The 20,290-nt window shown below is 39.3% G+C and carries 18 protein-coding genes; 11 read left to right on the top strand and 7 right to left on the bottom strand.

What is annotated here, in order from left to right:
- Window positions 1-494 precede the first annotated feature (494 nt).
- From bamD to Q0192_RS00845, 6 genes are all read left to right on the top strand, one after another.
- Window positions 495-1,412: an outer membrane protein assembly factor BamD gene (bamD, locus tag Q0192_RS00870; protein ID WP_299284658.1), complete on the top strand. Its 918-nt coding sequence runs from the start codon at window positions 495-497 to the stop codon at window positions 1,410-1,412.
- A 6-nt stretch (window positions 1,413-1,418) separates the two neighbouring features.
- On the top strand, window positions 1,419-1,742 hold the full coding sequence (locus tag Q0192_RS00865; RefSeq protein WP_299284655.1) for a DNA-directed RNA polymerase subunit omega: 324 nt from the start codon (window positions 1,419-1,421) through the stop codon (window positions 1,740-1,742).
- Between the two features lie 238 nt (window positions 1,743-1,980).
- Window positions 1,981-3,183 (top strand): bifunctional phosphopantothenoylcysteine decarboxylase/phosphopantothenate--cysteine ligase CoaBC, encoded by a 1,203-nt coding sequence (gene coaBC / locus Q0192_RS00860; protein ID WP_299284652.1) that lies wholly within the window; start codon window positions 1,981-1,983, stop codon window positions 3,181-3,183.
- Window positions 3,180-4,076, top strand: coding sequence for a DUF4835 family protein (locus Q0192_RS00855; protein WP_299284650.1), 897 nt, complete (start codon window positions 3,180-3,182; stop codon window positions 4,074-4,076). Before coaBC ends, Q0192_RS00855 begins: the two co-directional genes overlap by 4 nt.
- 56 nt (window positions 4,077-4,132) lie before the next feature.
- Entirely contained in the window at window positions 4,133-5,794 is a 1,662-nt protein-coding gene (gene recN / locus Q0192_RS00850) for a DNA repair protein RecN (protein ID WP_299284646.1), read from the top strand.
- 231 nt (window positions 5,795-6,025) lie between these two features.
- Window positions 6,026-6,841 (top strand): SDR family oxidoreductase, encoded by an 816-nt coding sequence (locus Q0192_RS00845; RefSeq protein WP_299284643.1) that lies wholly within the window; start codon window positions 6,026-6,028, stop codon window positions 6,839-6,841.
- An 88-nt stretch (window positions 6,842-6,929) separates the two neighbouring features.
- On the opposite strand, the gene Q0192_RS00840 is transcribed toward Q0192_RS00845, so the two are convergent.
- Window positions 6,930-9,470 carry an ATP-dependent Clp protease ATP-binding subunit gene (locus Q0192_RS00840; protein ID WP_299284640.1) on the bottom strand — a complete coding sequence of 847 codons (2,541 nt, stop codon included), beginning with the start codon at window positions 9,468-9,470 and terminating at the stop codon, window positions 6,930-6,932.
- Between the two features lie 192 nt (window positions 9,471-9,662).
- Between Q0192_RS00840 and ettA the strand changes: the two genes are divergently transcribed.
- The 5 genes from ettA to Q0192_RS00815 all read left to right on the top strand — a co-directional run bounded on the left by ettA (window position 9,663) and on the right by Q0192_RS00815 (window position 14,460).
- Window positions 9,663-11,345 (top strand): energy-dependent translational throttle protein EttA, encoded by a 1,683-nt coding sequence (ettA, locus tag Q0192_RS00835; RefSeq protein WP_299284637.1) that lies wholly within the window; start codon window positions 9,663-9,665, stop codon window positions 11,343-11,345.
- A 68-nt stretch (window positions 11,346-11,413) separates the two neighbouring features.
- On the top strand, window positions 11,414-11,659 hold the full coding sequence (locus Q0192_RS00830) for a hypothetical protein (RefSeq protein ID WP_299284635.1): 246 nt from the start codon (window positions 11,414-11,416) through the stop codon (window positions 11,657-11,659).
- 157 nt (window positions 11,660-11,816) lie between these two features.
- Window positions 11,817-13,343, top strand: a complete 1,527-nt coding sequence (locus Q0192_RS00825) for a TlpA disulfide reductase family protein (RefSeq protein ID WP_299284632.1) — start codon at window positions 11,817-11,819, stop codon at window positions 13,341-13,343.
- 128 nt (window positions 13,344-13,471) lie between these two features.
- Entirely contained in the window at window positions 13,472-13,945 is a 474-nt protein-coding gene (locus tag Q0192_RS00820) for a ribonuclease H-like YkuK family protein (protein ID WP_299284629.1), read from the top strand.
- Window positions 13,946-13,986: 41 nt separating this feature from the next.
- Window positions 13,987-14,460, top strand: coding sequence for an SRPBCC family protein (locus Q0192_RS00815; RefSeq protein WP_299284626.1), 474 nt, complete (start codon window positions 13,987-13,989; stop codon window positions 14,458-14,460).
- An 85-nt stretch (window positions 14,461-14,545) separates the two neighbouring features.
- Here the strand turns inward: Q0192_RS00815 and Q0192_RS00810 are convergent, their stop codons facing one another.
- The 6 genes from Q0192_RS00810 to Q0192_RS00785 form a co-directional block, all read right to left on the bottom strand.
- Complete coding sequence (locus Q0192_RS00810) at window positions 14,546-15,517, bottom strand: TIGR01212 family radical SAM protein (protein WP_299284623.1); 972 nt, start codon at window positions 15,515-15,517, stop codon at window positions 14,546-14,548.
- 78 nt (window positions 15,518-15,595) lie between these two features.
- Complete coding sequence (locus Q0192_RS00805) at window positions 15,596-16,576, bottom strand: acyl-ACP desaturase (protein ID WP_299284620.1); 981 nt, start codon at window positions 16,574-16,576, stop codon at window positions 15,596-15,598.
- 127 nt (window positions 16,577-16,703) lie between these two features.
- Window positions 16,704-16,916, bottom strand: coding sequence for a cysteine-rich CWC family protein (locus Q0192_RS00800; protein WP_299284617.1), 213 nt, complete (start codon window positions 16,914-16,916; stop codon window positions 16,704-16,706).
- 123 nt (window positions 16,917-17,039) lie between these two features.
- Window positions 17,040-17,216, bottom strand: a complete 177-nt coding sequence (locus Q0192_RS00795) for a hypothetical protein (RefSeq protein ID WP_299284614.1) — start codon at window positions 17,214-17,216, stop codon at window positions 17,040-17,042.
- Window positions 17,213-17,734: a hypothetical protein gene (locus Q0192_RS00790; protein ID WP_299284611.1), complete on the bottom strand. Its 522-nt coding sequence runs from the start codon at window positions 17,732-17,734 to the stop codon at window positions 17,213-17,215. Before Q0192_RS00790 ends, Q0192_RS00795 begins: the two co-directional genes overlap by 4 nt.
- Window positions 17,735-17,801: 67 nt before the next feature.
- Window positions 17,802-20,180: a ribonucleoside-diphosphate reductase subunit alpha gene (locus Q0192_RS00785; RefSeq protein WP_299284608.1), complete on the bottom strand. Its 2,379-nt coding sequence runs from the start codon at window positions 20,178-20,180 to the stop codon at window positions 17,802-17,804.
- Between the last annotated feature and the right edge of the window lie 110 nt (window positions 20,181-20,290).

Raw genomic sequence — 20,290 nt, 5'->3', positions numbered from 1 at the left:
ATTCACTATTTCCAAGCCCATTCACCTAAAACATTGAAACTGAAAAAGAAAAAAGGAAACGAAACTCTTTTATCAGTACAATTAATTAGTTGTTGTAAGCTGGTTTTGAATTTTAATATTATTCCCTTAAACTTTTGTTCGCTAAAAGAAGCATTCCATTAATGCATCATATACAATATTCATAACTATATACTTGTCTAAATTTTTGTTCAACTTGTTTTCTATACTTCTTTTATCACATAAAAATAAGTGGTTTTATAGTCCTGTTTGTGCTGATATAATATCCGCGAACAAAATTTATAGGCATAAAAGAAGTATTATCAGTTTAGAGACCGCCATTTAAACAAGCTTATATATAATGAATGCTTCCGGCTAAACAGCCAAATTTAATAGTACCGTTAATATATGTTAATTTTTTGATCCCTCGAAATTTTCGCTGTAACATTGATTGCAAATTCATTGATTGATCTATAATATTAACTTATCTTTGCAGAATGTTTAAAAAGTGCAGTTCGATTTCATTATTTGGCTTCCTCCTTATCATATCCGTTGGTTTATTCAGTTGTAAAAGCAAATTTGAGAAACTAAAAGCCAGTAACGATTATCAGAAAAAATACCAGGAAGGTATAAAATACTATAATAAAAAGGATTACTCGCGCGCTTTGGCTTTGTTTGACGATTTGATACAACGCTACCGAGGCCGCGAAGAAGCAGAACTTTTGTTTTTCAATTACGCTTACGCAAATTATTTTTTAAAGGATTACACTTCGGCTGGATATCATTTTAAAAACTTCGCTGATACTTATCCAAACAGTTCGCGGGCGGAAGAATGCCGTTATATGTCGGCTTATTGTGCTTATCTGGAAGCGCCAAATGCAACTTTAGACCAAACCAATACTTTACAATCTATTGATAAGCTACAATTGTTTATCAACTTGTACCCTAAAAGTACGCGGGTTGCGGAAGCCAGCAAATTGATCCAAAACCTGCGCGACCGTTTGGAAGTGAAATCTTACGAAAACGCAAAATTGTATTTAACTATTGGCGACTATAAGTCGGCAGTTATTGCGTTTAGAAATTCGATGCGCGATTTCCCGGACACAAAGTACGCCGAAGAAATGGAGTTTTTAACCATACAAGCACAATATATGTATGCTAAAAACAGCTTGGAAACCAAACAGGAAGAACGCTTCCAGGAAGCCATTGACGCTTTTAATGAATTTAAAGAGAAGTATCCCTCAAGCCAATATTTAAAACAGGCAGAAGCGTTAAGCCGCCAGTGCCAAAACAGTATCCAGAACGTTAAGAAGTATTTGGCCAATATGGATAACGAGCAAAAAGCCTTTAAAAAACAGGTTGAGCAGGAAAAAAGTAAACAAACACAAGCAACACAAGATATTAAAACCCCATAAAATAAGATGAGCAATACAAAACCCGTTTTGGCAAGCACCACGGTAACACGCGATTTGCGCGACCTGGACAAATCAACCGATAATATATATGAATCTATTGTGGTAATGTCTAAAAGGGCAAACCAAATTTCTAACAATATCAAAGAAGAACTGGGCCAGAAATTGTCTGAATTTACCCAATCCAACGATAACCTGGAAGAAGTTTTTGAAAACCGCGAGCAAATCGAAATTAGCAAGCATTACGAAAAAATGCCAAAACCTTCTTTAATTGCCGTTCAGGAATTTTTGGAAGGCAAAATTTATTACCGTAACCCATCCAAAGAACAATAGTTTTAACAAACCTATCCAAAGCCTTCCCACAAACAGGAAGGCTTTTTTTATAATCGAAAAACTTAAAGCCTGTTTAAATTTTACTTATTAAGGTTTCTATGCTTCTTTTATCACTAAAAAATTGATGGGCACCTAAGTTTTTGGATTGTTTAAGCTATGCAGGCACCAATTTTTATAGGGTAAAAGAAGCATTAACATTTTTACTTGTATAAACTTAAACAGGCTCTTACTTTTGAAAATGCTGAACGGTAAAAAAATCCTGCTGGGCGTTTGCGGCAGTATTGCAAGTTATAAATCTGCTCCTTTAATTCGTTTGTTGGCAGAAGCTGGCGCAACGGTACAAGTAATCATGACGCCGGAAGCAACCAACTTTATCACGCCGCTTACACTTGCTACGCTTTCAAAAAATCCGGTTTTAGTTCAGTATTATAAAACCGAAACCGGCGAGTGGAACAACCATGTGCAATTGGGTTTGTGGGCAGATTTGATGCTAATCGCGCCTACTTCTGCCAATACGATCGCAAAAATGGCGAATGGGTTGTGCGATAATTTGCTTACTGCTGTTTACCTTTCTGCCAAATGCCCGGTTTATTTTGCGCCAGCGATGGATCTGGATATGTGGAAACATCCTTCCACCCAAAATAACATTCAGAAGTTAATTTCTTATAAAAACATTTTAATAAAACCAGCATATGGCGAACTGGCCAGCGGTTTGGTTGGCGAAGGAAGATTGGCAGAACCGAAAGAAATTGTCGAATTTTTAAACCAATCATTTGGCAAAATGCTTCTTTTAGCAGGCAAAAAAGCGTTAGTTACGGCCGGGCCAACGTTTGAAGCGATTGATCCTGTCCGTTTTATTGCCAATCATTCTTCCGGAAAAATGGGTTTTAAATTAGCAGATGAACTGGCCAATTTAGGCGCCGAAGTTACGCTGATTGCCGGCCCTTCCAATCAGGAAACGCAGAACAAAAACGTGAAGCGCATCAACATCACTTCTGCGGAGGAAATGCTGCAGCAATGCCTAACTTATTTTCCCGGTTCACGTATTTGTGTGATGAATGCTGCCGTTGCTGATTTTACGCCGAAAATTGTAGCCAATCAAAAGATGAAAAAGCAGTACCAAAACTTAACCATCGAACTAAAACCAACCGTTGACATCTTGCAAACTTTAGGTGCACAAAAGAAGCATGACCAAATTTTAATCGGGTTTGCTTTAGAAACCAACGACGGCGAACGTTATGCTTTGGATAAATTGCAGAAAAAAAATTTGGATCTGATCGTTTTAAACTCGCTTGCTGATATCGGTGCAGGTTTTAAAACCGATACCAACAAAGTAACTATGATTGATAAACATCTGCAAAAAACCGAAATCGGGCTGAAAACCAAAACCGAAGTTGCTGTTGATATTTGCCAAAAAATTATTCAATTACTCAATAAATGAAATTCATAAGTTTTATTCTGATACTGTTTTTATCATACAATTTTTCTTGTGCACAGGATTTAAATGCCCGCGTACAAGTGCTTTCGCCCAAAATCCAAACCACCAATCGAAGGGTTTTTGTAGCTTTAGAAACTGCAATCAAAGATTTTTTGAACGGCAGGAAGTGGAGCGCAGACCAAATTACGCCGCAGGAAAGGATTGATTGCAACTTCGTAATCAACATAACGCAATGGGACAACGCAAGTGCGTTTAGCGCCGAAGTTCAAGTGCAGTCCAGCCGGCCAATTTTCGGCTCCAACTATAATTCTACTCTGTTGAACATCAATGATAAAGATTTCGATTTTACTTATACTGAAGGTCAGATCATTGATTTTAACGACCAGCTTTTTCAAAATAACCTCAGTTCGTTTTTTGCTTTTTATGCTTATATGATTGTTGGCTTGGATTACGATTCTTTTGCCCAACGCAGCGGAACGCCTTATTTTGAACACGCCCAAAGCATTGTCAATTCTGCCCAAACTTCTTCCTACAAAGGCTGGAAAGCTTTCGACAGCAACCACAACCGTTATTGGCTTGCCGAAAACTTAGGCAACAATGCTTATACAAACCTGCGGGATTTCAGCTACACGTACCATCGTTTGGGTTTGGATGTGATGGCTTCCAATGCCGACCAGGGTTTAAAAGCCATCACCGCCGCGCTTCCTTCCATTGCCGATATTGACCGCCAGCGTACCGGCGCTTTTTTGCCGCAGGTGTTTTTTACAGCAAAAAGTGATGAACTGCTGCAGGTTTTAACCAAAGCCACGCCGCAGGAAAGGGAGCAGGCTTACCAAGCATTAAGCAAAGTTGACCCGGCAAACGGAAACAAATACCAGGTTTTGTTAAGAAACTAATCTTTTTAGCCACATTGCAGCCGAATGCGTAAATTTGTTTTCTATAAAAATAAACTATGCTGAGTAGGTTAACGATTAACAATTATGCGCTGATTGATAATCTGGATATTGCGTTTGATGCCGGTTTAAACATCATGACGGGCGAAACCGGTGCCGGAAAATCTATTATTTTGGGTGCGCTTTCGCTGATTTTAGGCCAGCGGACGGAAAGCAAATACTTCTTTAACCAGCAAAAAAAGTGTGTGATCGAAGGTTTGTTCCGGATTGACGGCTTCCATCTTAAAAAATATTTCGAAGAAAACGATTTGGATTATGAAGCTGAAACCGTTTTGCGCCGCGAAATAAATTCAGACGGAAAATCGCGCGCTTTTGTAAACGATACGCCGGTTAACCTGGCTTCATTAAAACAGTTGGGCGAAAAGCTGATTGACATCCATTCGCAACATGCCACTGCCGAGATTAACGATTCTAATTTTCAATTGTTGGTTGTGGATTCGATTACCAATCATTCCGAATTGTTGGAGCAATACCGCAATGCTTTTTTTACCTATAAAAAATCAGCAACCCAATTACAACAATTAATTGCGGAGAATGAAAAGGCAAAAAGCGAGGAAGATTATTTGCAGTTTCAGTTTGATGAACTGGAAAAAGCCAGTTTGGTAGAAGACGAACAGGAAACTTTGGAGCAGGAATTGTATGCGCTGAACAACGCCGAAGAGATCAAACGAAACTTATTAAATACTACTTATTTATTGCAGGAAAGCGAAACGGCGGCTTTAAACCAGTTTAAAGAATCGTTGCAATTGTTAAACTCGCTGGAAAAGTTTAACCCGAAAGTTGGCGAATTGGTGCAGCGACTGACCAGCATCAACATAGAACTGAAAGATATAGTTGCCGAAATTGAAGATTTAGAACAAGCAACACAAGTTGATGAAGTGCGAACAACGCAAATCAGCGATCGGTTGGCACTAATTTTTAGCCTGCAAAAGAAGCATCGCGTGAGCAGCAATTCGGAATTGTTGAAAATTCAGGAAGATTTATCCGACCGTTTAAACAAAATCCAATCCGGCGATGATTCAATAGAAAACCTGCAAAAACAACTCGAAAAACAAAAAACAGAACTGCAAAATATGGCTTTGGCTTTATCCAAAAACCGGCAAAAAGCCATTCCGGAGATCGAAAAACAAATTTTAAAAACGCTGGCCGATGTAGATATGGGCCAGGCGGTTTTAAAAATTGAGAATAATATAGCGGTAAAAGAAGCATTTGATAAAAACGGGATTGACCACATCCGCTTTTTGTTCTCGGCCAATAAAGGCCACAAACTGGCAGAGATGAGCAAAGTTGCTTCGGGCGGAGAACTTTCGCGGGTGATGTTGAGTATCAAATCTTTAATTTCACGTTACACGGCTTTGCCAACTATTATTTTTGATGAGATTGATACCGGCGTTTCGGGTGAAGTGGCCAACAAAGTTGGTTTGGTAATGGAACAATTGTCGAAATTTTTGCAAGTTGTTACGATTACGCACCTGCCGCAAATTGCCAGCAAAGGCCATTCTCATTATTTGGTTTATAAAAATGATACGGGCAAAATTCCTTCCACAAAAATCAAAAAACTTACTGAAGAAGAACGTGTGCTGGAAGTTGCCAAAATGTTAAGCGGCAGCAAACCCGGCGAAAGTGCACTGCAAAATGCAAGGGAATTGTTGAATAGTTAAAGCAGGAATTAAAAGCCTGCTTAAATTTTGTTCAAATATAAGAATGCTTCTTTTACCACATAAAAATCATTGCCTTTTTTGTGGTTTCTGTATTAATGTAATAACCAATACAGAATTTATGGGCATAAAAGAAGCATTAATATTTTTTGTTGCATAAATTTCAACAGGATTTAAATGTACTTTAAACTAACCGATAAATAATTCTATTTTTAGGCGCTAAACAAAAATCAAATGGCTTATAATTTATTACAAGGTAAAAAAGGCATTATTTTCGGTGCTTTAGATGAAAAATCAATCGCCTGGAAAACTGCATTGCGTTGCGTGGAAGAAGGCGCACAAATTGTACTCACAAACGCACCGATTGCTTTGCGTATGGGCGAAATAAATAAACTGGCCGAAGCTTGCGATGCGCCGGTTATCCCTGCCGATGTTACCATTACTGCGGATATAGAAAACTTATTTGAAGGCACCAAAGAGCATTTTGGTAGTGGCGTAGATTTCATTTTGCATTCTATCGGAATGAGTTTGAATGTTCGAAAAAACATTCCGTACACCAACTCCAATTATGATTTTATGCACAAAACGATTGATATTTCGGCCATGTCGTTGCACCGCATTTTGCAGGTTGCCATGAAACAGGATATGATTAACGAATGGGGTTCTGTGGTTGCGCTAACTTACATTGCCGCTCAGCGGATTTTCCCTGGTTACGATGAAATGGCTGATACCAAAGCGATGCTGGAAAGTATTGCACGCAACTTTGGCTATCAATATGGTGTTAAAAAACACGTTCGCATCAATACCATCAGCCAGTCTCCAACCCGCACCACTGCTGGCGGCGGTATCAAAGGTTTTAATGGTTTTATTGATTTTGCTGAAAAAATGTCGCCGCTGGGAAATGCAGATGCAGACCAATGTGCGGATTATACCGTAACACTTTTTTCTGATTTGACCAAAATGGTAACCATGCAAAACCTTTTCCATGACGGCGGATTTTCTAATGTTGGCGTAACGCAACCGGTGATTAATCAGATGGAAAAACAGTAGTGCTTCTTTTACCACCTAAAAATTGGTAACATAAAAAAGTCCCGGTAGCAAAACTATCGGGACTTTCTGTTTAGAAACTAATTTTTATTTACTCACCTGTTTGTTCTTGTTCAGGTGTTTTATCGCTTTCTGCAGCTTTTGCATTGATGGTGATTTGTTTGGTTTCTGTGTCGAAATCAACTTCCATCAACGTACCTTCAGCCAGCTCGCCTTTCAGGATTTCTTCTGCAATTGGGTCTTCTAAATATTTTTGGATCGCCCTTTTCAGCGGACGGGCACCAAATTGCGAATCATAACCTTTCTCGGCAATAAACTCTTTGGCAGCAAGTGTTAACTTCACATCAAAACCTAAACTATGAACACGATCAAACAAAGCAGTCAGTTCAATATCAATAATTTTGAAAATTTCATCTTTACCCAAACTGTTAAACACGATCACATCATCAATACGGTTTAAAAACTCTGGCGCAAAAGCACGTTTTAAAGCATTTTCAATCACGCCTCTGGAGTGTGCATCAGCCTGATCTGTTTTAGCAGCAGTGGTGAAACCAACGCCCTGGCCAAAATCTTTTAACTGGCGTGCACCGATGTTTGAAGTCATAATGACAATGGCATTTCTGAAATCCACTTTACGACCTAAAGAATCGGTTAATTGCCCTTCATCCAAAACCTGCAATAGAATATTGAACACATCTGGGTGCGCTTTTTCGATCTCGTCCAGCAAAATTACAGAATATGGTTTACGGCGTACTTTTTCGGTCAATTGTCCGCCTTCTTCATAACCCACATATCCGGGAGGCGCTCCAACTAAACGGGAAACGGCGAATTTCTCCATGTATTCGCTCATGTCAATCTGAATTAAGGAATCTTCAGTATCAAACATGAAACGAGCCAGTTCTTTTGCCAATTCCGTTTTACCAACACCTGTTGGGCCTAAGAAAATAAATGAACCGATTGGTTTCTTCGGGTCTTTCAATCCGGCACGTGTCCGTTGGATCGCTTTAGTCAACTTCTTGATTGCATCAGATTGGCCAATGATTTTATCACTAATCTTATCCGCCATGTTTAGCAGTTTCTGACTGTCGGCCTGTCCAACGCGTTGAACCGGAATTCCAGTCATCATTGAAACAACTTCTGCAACATTATCTTCTGTTACGGTATAGCGTTTTGCTTTAGTTTCTGCTTCCCAAGCTGATTTAGCTTGTTCTAATTCTTCCAGCAAATGCTTTTCGGTATCACGCAATTTCGCAGCTTCTTCGTATTTCTGGCTACGCACAACTTTGTTTTTTTCCAGCTTAATCTGCTCGATCTTTTGTTCAATATCCAAAATATTCTGCGGAACGTGGATATTGGTTAAGTGAACACGAGAACCTGACTCATCTAAAGCATCAATCGCTTTATCCGGCAAAAAACGATCGGTAATGTAACGGGAAGTTAAAGAAACGCAAGCTTCAATCGCTTCCTGAGTATAAGTTACACCGTGATGCTCTTCATATTTATCTTTAATTCGGGTCAGGATTTCAATCGTCTCATCCGGAGTTGCCGGCTCAACCATCACTTTTTGGAAACGGCGGTCTAAAGCACCATCTTTTTCAATGTACTGGCGGTACTCATCTAAAGTTGTAGCACCAATGCACTGGATTTCTCCGCGGGCCAAAGCCGGTTTAAACATGTTGGAAGCATCCAGCGAACCAGAAGCACCGCCAGCACCAACAATGGTATGAATTTCATCAATAAACAAAATCACATCAGGAGATTTTTCCAGCTCGTTCATCACGGCTTTCATCCGCTCTTCAAATTGTCCGCGGTATTTTGTTCCAGCAACTAGAGAAGCCAGATCCAAAGTAACCACGCGTTTGTTAAACAGTACACGTGATACTTTACGCTGTACAATCCGCAATGCCAAACCTTCGGCAATGGCTGATTTACCAACACCCGGTTCGCCAATTAAAATCGGGTTATTTTTCTTTCTACGGGATAAAATCTGCGATACACGCTCGATTTCTTTCTCGCGGCCAACAATTGGATCCAACTTTCCATCTTCGGCTGCTTTGGTTAAATCGCGGCCGAAATTATCTAAAACTGGTGTTTTTGATTTAATGTCTGACACTTTTTTTGGTTGGCTAAATGATTCTTCATCACGGAAATCGTCGTCTCCGCCGGTTGAAGATCCTGGCAATTCATCGGTAACATCATGTTTGCCGGATTCTACTTCCGCTTTAAACACTTCGTAATTCACGTTAAACTGTGCTAAAATTTGCGATGCAATATTGTCCTCATCCCTTAAAATAGATAGTAAAAGATGTTCGGTTCCAATCAAATCACTTTTGAAAATTTTTGCTTCTAAGTAAGTGATTTTCAATACTTTTTCTGCCTGTTTGGTTAACGGAATGCTGCCGATATTTACGGTAGTTCCTGTTGTCCCTTTCACTGCATCTTCTACAGCACGCCTTAAACGTGCCACATCTACATGCAGCCCTTTTAATAATTTTATCGCAACGCCATCACCGTCGCGAATTAAACCCAGTAACAAGTGCTCTGTTCCTATATAATCATGCCCGAGACGCAATGCCTCCTCTCTGCTATACGAAATAACATCTTTTACACGGGGCGAAAATTTTGCTTCCATAATATATCTTTCAAATAAAGGGAAAGTACTAATCTATAAATAAATTTTTATTTACCAACAAACAGCATTTTCTGGTATAAATTTATCAACAATTACGCCATTAAATAACTTTCGTTGCAACAATAATCTAATGTACCCATTTTTACTGCTTTCTGACTAATTTAGCCATGTAAAATTTTTAAAGCAGAAATAATGGCAGACGAAAAAATTATATTTTCAATGGCGGGCGTAAACAAGGTTTATCCGCCGCAAAAACAGGTTTTAAAGAATATTTACCTGAGCTTCTTTTATGGGGCAAAAATTGGTGTGATCGGTTTAAATGGTTCCGGGAAATCTTCGGTTTTGAAAATCATTGCCGGTTTGGACAAGGCTTACCAGGGCGATGTGGTTTTTTCTCCCGGTTATACGGTTGGCTATTTGGCGCAGGAGCCGGAATTAGATGCCACAAAAACAGTAAAAGAAGTGGTGGAAGAAGGTGTTGCGGCAACAAAAGCGATTTTGCAGGAATACGAAGACATCAACGAAAAATTTGGTTTGCCCGAAGTTTATGAAGATGCCGATGCGATGGACAAACTGCTGGCACGGCAAGGCGAATTGCAGGATAAAATTGATGCCAGCAATGCCTGGGAATTGGATGTGCAGTTAGAGCGTGCGATGGATGCTTTGCGCTGCCCGGAACCGGATACGAAGATTGCCACATTGTCAGGCGGGGAACGCCGACGGGTGGCTTTATGCCGCTTACTGTTGCAGGAACCTGATGTTTTATTGTTAGACGAGCCGACCAACCATTTGGATGCCGAATCCATTGATTGGCTGGAACAGCACTTAAAACAGTACAAAGGAACAGTGATTGCTGTAACGCATGACCGTTATTTCTTAGATAATGTAGCCGGATGGATTTTAGAATTAGACCGTGGTGAAGGCATTCCGTGGAAAGGAAATTATTCATCCTGGTTAGACCAGAAAGCGAAACGTTTGGCACAGGAAGAAAAAACAGAAAGTAAACGCCAGAAAACGCTGGAGCGCGAATTGGAATGGGTAAGGATGGGACCAAAAGGCCGACACGCCAAAGGCAAAGCACGGATTGCCAATTACGATAAATTAGCTTCCGAAGAAACCAAAGAACGCGAAGAAAGGTTGGAATTGTTTATTCCGCCCGGCCCGCGTTTGGGCAATGTGGTGATCGAAGCCAGCAACGTAACCAAAGCTTTTGGTGATAAAATTTTGTTTGATAACCTCAGCTTTTCGCTTCCACCTGCAGGAATTGTGGGCATTATCGGCCCGAACGGTGCCGGTAAAACAACGTTGTTCCGTTTAATTACTGGCCAAGACGAAGCCGATGCCGGAACTTTCCGTGTTGGCGAAACGGTTGCTTTAGGTTATGTTGACCAAATGCACGATGATCTCAACCCAAATCAATCGGTTTGGGAAAACATTACCGGCGGCCAGGAAACAATTTTGCTGGGCAATCGTCCGGTCAATTCCCGTGCTTATGTTTCTAAATTTAATTTTAACGGTGCCGATCAGCAGAAAAAAATAAACGTGCTTTCTGGCGGCGAACGTAACCGTGTGCATTTGGCCGTCAACCTGAAAAAAGGTTCGAACGTTTTGTTGCTGGATGAGCCGACCAATGACATTGACGTAAATACCTTGCGTGCTTTGGAAGAAGCGTTGGATAATTTTGGCGGTTGCGCGGTTATCATTTCCCACGACCGTTGGTTTTTAGACCGCGTTTGCACACATATCCTGGCTTTTGAAGGAGACTCGCAGGTTTATTTTTTTGAAGGAAATTATTCTGAATACGAAGAAAACCGCAAGAAACGTTTGGGCGATGTGGCACCGAAACGGATAAAGTACAAGAAGTTGGTTGGGTAGATAGATGCTTCTTTTATCGGGTAAAAATCAGTAACACTGATTATAAATATTCACCTTAATTATTCAAGATGATACAAACAATAGTAACTCCGGATAAACCAAACTTTGATATGACTGTATCGTTGCCTGTTGATTACGTGGGCAAACAAGTCCACGTACTTTTTTATATTAATGAAGAAGTAAAAAAAACAACAGTTTCTATTTTACCTCAAAAAAAACCTTCCAATTTTTTTGGAACACTTAGTTTAGAAGAAGGCGAAAAGATGCAGGCATATATCAATCAAAGCCGAAATGAATGGGAACGGAATTTTTGATTGATACCAATACGCTTATTGATGCACAAATTAAGGATGCTTCTTTTATTAAGTAAAACTTTAACATGAGTTTATAAACCTGTTCTTAAAAAAAATCAAAAAATGTTAGGATCAACAAATTATAAATTAGTGTAGATTAGTTAAAACTTTCTTTCATATGAAAAATCTTTTAACAACCCTTTTATATTCAATCACTATTGTTTCTGTTTCCTTTGCACAAACAGCAACGCTAAAAGTAAATTTAAAAAATACAAGCTTAAATAAATTTAGTGTTTGGATACCTAAATTATCTATAGGTCGAGATTATTTAAAAAAGAGTTTTTTCGAAGTCCCATTAGATAAAGACAACACAGCATCATATACTTTTCCGATTACTGAACCAAAATTTGTAAATATCTATTGTAGATCAAGTAATTTGAACACAAGTAGTACACTTAATTACCAATTATATTTGTCTCCGGGAGATAGTATTACTTTGAAGGCTGATTTTAAAAAACCTAATTATGGTATTACAGTTACGGGTAAAGGAAGTAATAACAATCAACCCTTATTGGCATTGATACAAGAGGATGACATACAAAAATTTGACGGAGATACCACACCTAACCGTGTAATTGCTTTTATTAAAAACAGGGAATTTGTTAACAAAAAAAATATCAAGGAATACGTTAAGCTATACAAACCAGATGTATCTTTTTTGAATGCTTATCAATTAAACTCAAGTTATTATTTTATTAATTCCTATTTTTCATTTAAAGAAAACAATAAGTTTCAAATCGGTGAATCATACAAACGAAATTTTAAAAAATGGCAATATGTACAAGACAGCATTTTTAAAATCTCTAAAATTGATAATAGCAGTGCGTTAACTACCTCTAACTATACTTCATTTATACGAGATTTTTTGTTACGTGAAAAAGAAAGATTATGGCAGGAAAGTGCGGAACACCAAGAAGACTTTTACAAAAAATGGTATAATACTGATGTTAAAACTGGGGCTGTATTGTATAACCAAGACAATCAGAACTTATTAAAAGAGAAAATTATTAACAATACTTTCACAGGCAAAACTGCTGAATACTTACATGCTTGTGTAATTGATGAGGCTTTATATGAAGCCAACCCTAATAATATTGTTCTTATTTTCGAAAACTTCAAAAGTAAATACCCTGAAAGTGCTTACATAAGTTGGTATGAACCTGCGGTAAATGCAATTAAAATAAATCAGGAGCACCAAAAGCTGACCGAAACTATGGTTTTTGCTAATAACAACGGCTTAAATTTTAATAGCTTAAATGATGTATTAGCGTTAGTAAAGGGGAAAACTGTTTTGCTGGATATGTGGGGAACATGGTGTGGGCCATGCAGGCAAGAGATGGAAAAAAATGACAAATATTTAAAAGAGCATTTCAAAGACAAAGGCTTAGATTATTTATACATAGCAAACTATGATCAGAAAAACGAAGAAAAATGGAAAGAGCTAATTGCTTATTTTCATTTAGATGGCACCCACATTTTAGCTAATGAAAAATTGAACAAGGATATTATGGATAAAGTAAAAGGAACAGGATATCCAACATATGTTGTCATAAAAAAAGATGGATCGTATGAATTATCAAAAGCAGGATATCCAATGAATAGGGCGGTTCTTATTCAACAATTAGAAAAAGCAATAGCCCAGTAACCTTCTCTTGTTAACAACCCACTTTTTGTTAACAATTTAATTACTTTAAAATCATTGGTTTATGAATTAATTAGCCGTAAATTCGTTAAACCTCATTCAGGGTTGCAGATCTAAAACTAAAAACGATTATGACCTGGAGAAAATTTAGCGGCGAGATTATTGAACTGCCGATACTGGAAGAAGTAGAAAAAACCATTGAACGGGAAACCGAACTGGGCAACAAACTTAAAGTTTGCATCGGCACAGATTCGCAGGTGAAAGGTAACGTTACCGATTTTGCGACCGTCATCGTTTTTTTGCGCGAACAACGCGGCGGTTTTATGTATATCCACCAGGAACGGACCACGCAAAAAATGGGCATCAAAGAAAGGATGCTAAACGAAGTACAAAAATCCATTGATATTGCTTACCAATTGTGTGATTTGCTGGATTTGTACGATGTGGATTTAGAAGTTCACGCGGACATCAACACCAACCCGATGTTTAAATCGAACCAGGCTTTGCACGAAGCGATGGGGTATATTTTAAGTATGGGTTTTGTTTTCAAAGCCAAGCCTGAAGCTTTTGCCAGTTCGTATTGCGCCAATAAAATGGTGCAGTAAAAACAGCATAAACACTTTCGGGATTTTGGAGTTGAACAATTGTGAAAACTTACCATTTAGAATTTGAGCAGAAACTGCCAATCCCTTTAGTTGATGCCTGGGACTTTTTTTCGTCTCCGCTAAACTTGGCGCGTATTACGCCGAAAGAAATGAAGTTTACCGTAACTTCTAACTATACTGTCGATACCAAAATGTACCCCGGTATGATTATCACGTATCATGTTTCTCCGGTTTTTGGCATCAAAATGAACTGGATGACAGAGATTACCCACGTTGATGAACACAAATATTTTGTAGATAACCAGGTTTTTGGCCCGTACGCTTTGTGGCACCACCAACATCACTTTACCGAAATTCCGGGAGGTGTAAAAATGCACGATATTTTAGATTATGCCATTCCCTACTCTATTCTTGGTCAGGTTGCAAACCGGGTTTTAGTTGGCAAAGAAGTTAAAAAGATTTTTGCTTACCGCACCAAAGCTATTGATGACTTGTTCGGAAAATATAAAAGCTAAGAGGTGAAAGGCAAAAAGCTAAAAGGCAAATTTATACCGATAAAAGAAGCATTGCAAGAAGTTTAGAAAAGCTGATTGCCGAAAGCTAAGAGCTGATAGCTGCCTCTTCATACCTACTTCCTTGCACAACTCCTTTTTGCTGAATGGTTTTATCAATATAATGTTGTATCTCCGATTTCTTTAAATTCCAATTCGGTGCAATCAGCAAATCCAGATCTGATAAGCCGAACAACCGTTGGATCACAATATCCGGGCGAACAAGGGGCAAAAGCTCACATAAAAAGTTCGTATAATCTTCCAAACTAAATAAAGGAAAAGGCTCACGTTTGTATTTAACGCCCATGATAGAACCTTCTACAATATGCAAATGGTGAAATTTTACAAATTTAATTTGCGGGAAACGGTTGATTTCATCGGCATATTTCAACATCATTTCTTTAGTTTCCCATGGGAAGCCAAAAATGGTATGCACACAAATATCTAACTTAGAATTTTTAACGAGTTCTAACGCCGCAACTAATTCTTCGTGTTTGCAGCCGCGGTTAATTTGGTCGAGCGTATCGTTGTAAATGGATTCCATGCCCATTTCCAAATCCACATCAAAACGGTCGGTATAACTTTCCAGCAAAGCCACTTTCTCCGCATCAATACAATCCGGACGGGTGCCGACGGACAACCCGACAATATTTTCCGGATCAATACTTAACGCTTCATCATACATCATTTTTAAATAATGGACCGGCGCATAAGTGTTGGTGTTGGGTTGAAAATAAATGATGAATTTATCGGCTCGGTTTCCGGTTCGAGCGCGCTCCATTCCTTTGATGACCTGTTCGCGCAAAGAAGGCGTAGAACGGGAAACGGAAGGCGTAAAAGAATCAACATTGCAATACGTGCATCCGCCAAAACCTTTGGAACCATCGCGGTTTGGGCAGGTAAAACCGCCATCTACAATTACTTTAAAAACGCGCTGCCCGTTGTATTTTTTACGGAGCCAGGCACCGTAATTATTGTAAGTCCTTACTCCCGAATTAAAAGCCAGTTCTGCCGTACCCATGATTTGGCAAAGATACCAATTTCTAATGCTTCTTTTACCGGCATAAAAAAAGCCTCTGTAAAAGAGGCTTCTGTTATTTTATCCGTTAATCCAGCTAAACTTGTATTCCAATCCGGGGTTTTTCATCCGGTCTGCAATCTTTAGCAAACGGTCTGGAAGTTTTAGCAGGTAGTCGCGTGCTTTTTCGCCGGCTTCGTTTAAATCACGCTGGCCTTCAATCTGCCAATCAACCAGCAGTTGCTTCATAATCTCCACATAATCAACTGCGGTATAAATGCCTAAACGTTGTGCCGCATCGGTAAAATGGCCATAAGTTTGTCCTGCCATCAAGCCCATTTCGCGTAAAAAATGTGCCGGCATGACGATTTTTTTCCTCATCATATCTTCAAAAGCAATCATCGCTTCGTTGGCATCAACCTCAAATATTTTACCGATAAAATTGATGTAAGCTTTTGCATGCCGCGCTTCATCGGAAGCAATTACGCCGCACATTTTCGACAGCAAAGTATCGCCGTGCTTTTTTGCCTGGCTGGCTACGCGACGATGCGAAACATTGGTTGCTAACTCCTGGAAAGACGTGTAAATAAAGTTGCGGTAAGGATCATGGCCGGTGCCGATATCAAAACCATCGGCAATTAAATATTGGGTTGATACTTCCATCATCCGCATGTTTACGCGGCCCGATAGGTATAAATATTTGTTCAGCAAATCCCCGTGGCGGTTTTCCTCGGCCGTCCAATGGCGTGTCCATTTCATCCAGCCGCCTTCTTCGTTGCTTGAAACACCTTGCACCATCATCAACCACGATTCGTAGGTCGGCAAAGCTTCTTCGGTGATGGTATCGCCAATCAAAACGGCAATCAAATCGTACGATAAACCCTGCGCGCTTTGCTGTAAATCTTTTATCTCGCTAAAAAAAGTATCCCTTGAAGAATCAGGAAGCAGGTCGCTTGGTTGCCAGATTTGGTCAATCGGCTTTAAGTACTCGTCCATTTTCTCCAGCATATACTTTTCGATATGCCGCATCACCTCTCTTCTTTTCTCTTCAAAAAATCTCATTGCACTACTTTAAAGGTTCAAATTTAGGTATTTATTGACAGGTTTCTGTCATGCCTGCTTACTAAAAATACAAGCAAATCTACATAAAGTACACCAAAACAAGCAGGTTGTTTGCTCCAATTGATGATTAAGAAACCGTTATACTTAAACTTTTTTGATATTCCTGCTGAAGTTCTAACAAACATGCAGCACAAAGGCAACCTTCGTAAGATTCTGCAATATGTTCTATTTCATCATGGGTTAACTTCACTTCGCTGCACTGGCATTTGGTGAAAGAATTGGCTTTACATTCAATCCGGCTTTGGCAACGCTCGCAGGCAATAATTTCGTGTTTGGTCATATTGATAGCACTGCAAATATAAGCATACTGTTTTTATGTTGATAAAAACAGTATGGCCGTAAACCACAAACGTTCCTCTTTTTAGAGGAACGTTTGTGGTTTACAAATAAGAGAAAAGGTGTCTTATTTAGAACTTTTAATAAAATCAGCTAACTTTTCTCCTTTTTCAATTCTATCGGGAGGAAATCGTGGAATTGGTATATCATTAAGTTCTATCCTGTCAATTGGAAATTGAGGTGCAGGTGGAGGTGTTGGAAGTACCACGGGGGCCGTTTCAACATTTTCATTATTTTCGTTCATAATTCTAAGTACTTAAAAGTTACTAAAATAAAATTAAATGCTGTAATTATCATAGTAATTACAAGTGATGTTTTTGCCTTGTATATATCTCTATGTCTAACATCATTAAAAATAATATGGTTGTCAGTAAAATTGACTATTTTATTTATAACAACGTCTTCAAAACTTATCTTATTTTCAACTACTTTTAAATTGTATTCCACAACCTGTTCTTCATACTTCCGAACCTCCGTCATTAAACCCATATTTTTGTAGGCAAATCCTTTAAAGAAATTATTATAAGATTTGATTAAGAAAACTATTGTTATCGTTATACTAATATAAACGGCCGTTAACAGTATAAATTCAACATGAGCTGTCCAATATTTATCATCAAATTTTCCTTCTTTTATTAAATAAGAGTTTGCAGCAAAAAGAACAGATAAAATTGTAATAGGCAAATTGATATCAGCATCTAAATCTTTACGTCTTGACAATTCTCGATCGTATATACTTTTATAAAACTGATAACTTTCCATTAACTATTTAATTTTTATGCCGATAAAAGAAGCATCAACTTAAAATGCTTCTTTTATCGGATGATTTTTATGCAGAACAGGTTACGCAACCTTCTTCCATCGAACAGCTTGGCCCGGCCGGAATTTCTTCTGCCGGATGATTGATATGTTCCGGGATAACCGCTTCCATATTTTTTCCGCCCTGGTTTTCTACTGTAAATTGAACCGCTTGCGAAGCAGCTTGTGTGCGTAAATAATACATACCGGTTTTTAAACCTTTTTTCCAAGCGTAAAAGTGCATCGAGGTTAATTTGGCTGCATTTGGCTGGTTGACAAACAGGTTTAAAGATTGCGACTGGCAAATGTAAGCGCCACGATCGGCAGCCATATCAATGATGGTACGCATCTTGATTTCCCAAACGGTTTTGTACAATTCTTTGATGTGTGCTGGGATTTCAGGAATATCCTGGATTGAACCATTTGCCGCGATGATCTTGTTCTTCATGTTGCTGTTCCACAAACCCAAAGCAACCAGATCGTGCAGCAAAAATTTATTCACCACCACAAATTCTCCGCTCAAAACACGACGCGTATAAATGTTGGAAGTATAAGGTTCGAAACATTCGTTGTTGCCTAAAATTTGCGAAGTAGAAGCAGTCGGCATCGGCGCAACCAATAACGAGTTACGAACGCCATGTTTTACCACTTCGGCCCGCAATTCTTCCCAGTTCCAACGGCCGCTGTCCGGTTTCACGTTCCATAAATCAAACTGAAATTTTCCTTTTGATAATGGCGAACCTTTAAAACTTTTGTAAGCACCGTCTCGTACTGCCAGATCTTTTGAAGCCGTCATCGCTGCAAAATAGATGGTTTCAAAAATTTCTTTGTTCAATTTTTGGGCTTCGGCACTTTCAAAAGGCAAACGCAATTTGATGAAAGCATCCGCCAAACCTTGTACGCCCAAACCAACCGGACGATGGCGCAAATTGGAATTCTGCGCTTCGATGACCGGATAATAATTTTGATCAATAACGGTATTCAAGTTCAGCGTAACCTGATACGTTACTTCATACAATTTTTCGTGGTCAAACTGACCGTTAATCACATAACGCGGCAAAGCCAACGAAGCCAGGTTACAAACGGCAACTTCATCCGCAGCCGTGTACTCAATAATTTCGGTACACAAATTAGAACTTTTGATCGTTCCTAAATTTTGCTGGTTAGATTTGCTATTTGCTGCATCTTTATATAACAAATATGGCGTGCCTGTTTCTACTTGCGCATCCAAAATGGCAAACCAAAGTTCCTGTGCTTTGATGGTTTTGCGGGCGCGCCCTTCGCGTTCGTAACGCTCATATAAAGCTTCAAACTCTTCGCCGTGGCAATCAGCTAAACCTGGTGCTTCATGCGGGCAGAACAAACTCCAGTTGCCGTCCGCTTCTACCCTTTTCATAAATAAATCACAAACCCAAAGCGCATAAAACAAATCGCGGGCGCGCATTTCTTCTTTACCATGATTTTTGCGGAGGTCTAAGAAATCAAAAATATCCGCGTGCCACGGCTCCAGATAAACAGCAAAAGCACCTTTGCGCTTGCCACCGCCCTGATCAACATAACGGGCCGTATCGTTAAAAACTTTTAACATTGGAATAATTCCATTGCTCGTTCCATTTGTTCCGCTGATGTAAGAACCGGTTGCACGCACATTATGGATGCTCAAACCAATTCCGCCTGCACTTTGCGAAATTTTGGCCGTTTGTTTCAGCGTATCGTAAATGCCTTCGATGCTGTCGTCTTTCATGGTCAGCAAAAAGCAACTCGACATTTGCGCTTTTGGCGTTCCGGCGTTAAACAACGTTGGTGTGGCATGTGTAAACCAGCGCTCACTCATTAAATGGTAGGTTTTGATCGCGCTTTCTACATCCTTTTTGTGGATGCCAACTGCAACACGCATAAACAAATGCTGCGGACGCTCTACAATTTGTCCTTCAATTTTGAGCAGGTATGATTTTTCTAAAGTTTTAAATCCAAAGTAATCAAAGCCAAAATCACGGTCGTAAATAATCGTGCTGTCCAGCAGTTCTGCGTTTTGCTCGATCACTTCCCAAACATCATCTGCAATTAAAGAAGCATTTTTGCCAGTTTTGCGGTCCACATATTCGTGCAGTTTCCGCATCGTCCCGGAGAAGGACTTCATCGTATTTTTATGCAAATTGGAAACCGCAATGCGGGAAGCCAAAAGCGCATAATCCGGATGTTTAGTGGTTAACGATGCCGCGGTTTCTGCCGCCAAGTTGTCCAGTTCGGATGTGGTTACACCATCATACAAACCTTCAATTACTTTTTTGGCCACATCAATTGGGTCAACCAATGCCGGGTTTAAACTGTAGCACAGTTTTTCTACCCGTGCGGTTATTTTATCAAATTTTACGGTTTCAGTTTTGCCGTCTCTTTTTATTACAAACATAGTTTTGGAGCTTTTAGCTGTCAGCAATTAGCTTTCAGCTTGAATATCATAATTAATCTGGTTCAATTTAGGTAACGGCCGAAAGCTAACTGCTGATAGCTTTCAGCTTC

The sequence above is a fragment of the uncultured Mucilaginibacter sp. genome (assembly GCF_937859865.1).
GTDB lineage: Bacteria > Bacteroidota > Bacteroidia > Sphingobacteriales > Sphingobacteriaceae > Mucilaginibacter_A.
The sequence above is the reverse complement of the archived record's forward strand: the minus strand, read 5'-3'. Positions and strand labels throughout refer to the sequence as shown.